This window comes from Burkholderia lata, assembly GCF_902499025.1.
In the GTDB taxonomy this organism is placed as follows: domain Bacteria; phylum Pseudomonadota; class Gammaproteobacteria; order Burkholderiales; family Burkholderiaceae; genus Burkholderia; species Burkholderia lata_C.
The window spans coordinates 1-1,163 of the sequence record NZ_CABVPW010000110.1 but is presented as its reverse complement, the minus strand read 5'-3'; the positions used below and the strand labels follow the sequence as shown (position 1 = coordinate 1,163).

Below are 1,163 nucleotides of genomic sequence, written 5' to 3'. Positions count from 1 at the left end.
AGGTCATGAACACGATATCTCTAACGCACCGCTCGCAAAGCCCGTTTACACCGTTCCCAAATTCAACAGCCTGATAGGGCCACGAGAATTAGTCATTGGACGCCTGCGGCGAGGCCGCCTACATTCACTGCACCTCACCGCCCCAAGCGGCTGGCCCGGCGTCCCCATGAGACGCTGCCGGACGACGGCGATATCCCACGCGCGAAAAAATGCCGGACGACCGCAAGGAAGCCGCACGCAGGAGCCTTTCATGTACGCAGAGACCATCGACAAATTTTCCACAGTGGGCGCGAACAAGTCGGCCACGCTCGTGCGGGCACCGTCCGCGTTTCTCATTGGCGCGGCGATGGCCGGCGCCTACATCGGCTTCGGCGACATCCTGATGTTCACGGTCGGCACCCACGTCGATCCGGCGTACGCGCACCTGATCATGGGCGCCGTCTTTGCTTGCGCGCTGACGATCGTCGTCTTCGCCGGTTCCGAGTTGTTTACCGGCACCGCGATGTATATGCCGTTTTCGGTGCTGCGCGGCGAAACCGGATGGCGGGGGATGATTTCCGTGTGGGTCGCGAGCTGGATCGGGAATCTGCTCGGCGCGCTGCTGCTCGCGATCATCCTGTGTGCCGCGGGCGGCGGAGTATTGTTGAACGATGGCGCGAGTACGTTTTTCAAGGCGGCCGAGATCAAGATTACGACGCCCGCGGTGCCGCTGTTCGCCAAGGGGCTGCTTTGCAACTGGCTCGTCTGCCTTGCGATCTGGATGGCGGCCCGCACCTCGAACGACGGCGCGAAGCTCGGGCTAATCTTCTGGCCGATCTTCGCGTTCGTCGCGAGCGGTTTTGAGCATAGCGTCGCGAACATGTTCGTGTTCTCGCTCGCGCTCATCGCGCCGCATCCCGACGGCATCACGCTCGTCGGCGCGATTCACAATGAACTGTTCGTCACGTTGGGCAACCTGGCGGGAGGCACTGTATTCGTGGGCCTGGGGTACTGGTTGCAGGATGGCGGGATCGGTCATCCGTCAAAGACCCGCGGGGCTTTGGGAATCAATAACTCGAATCCGAAAGCGAAGGTTGAGTAATGGATGGTGACCCTGACCCAAGAAATAGTCCGGCTCAAAAGTAGAGAAATTCGGCATGATGTGTCCGAGCGGACACGAAGGC

At 60.9% G+C, this 1,163-nt stretch carries 1 protein-coding gene; it reads left to right on the top strand.

Annotation, left to right across the window (positions count from 1 at the left end; translation table 11 throughout):
* Positions 1-250: 250 nt before the first annotated feature.
* Positions 251-1,081 (top strand): formate/nitrite transporter family protein, encoded by an 831-nt coding sequence (locus BDI24065_RS40860; RefSeq protein ID WP_175035934.1) that lies wholly within the window; start codon positions 251-253, stop codon positions 1,079-1,081.
* The last annotated feature ends 82 nt before the right edge of the window (positions 1,082-1,163 follow it).

Bases quoted from the DNA above. Each gene is read 5' to 3' on its own strand.
- BDI24065_RS40860 (WP_175035934.1), top strand. From the start codon at position 251: ATGTACGCAGAGACCATCGACAAATTTTCCACAGTGGGCGCGAACAAG.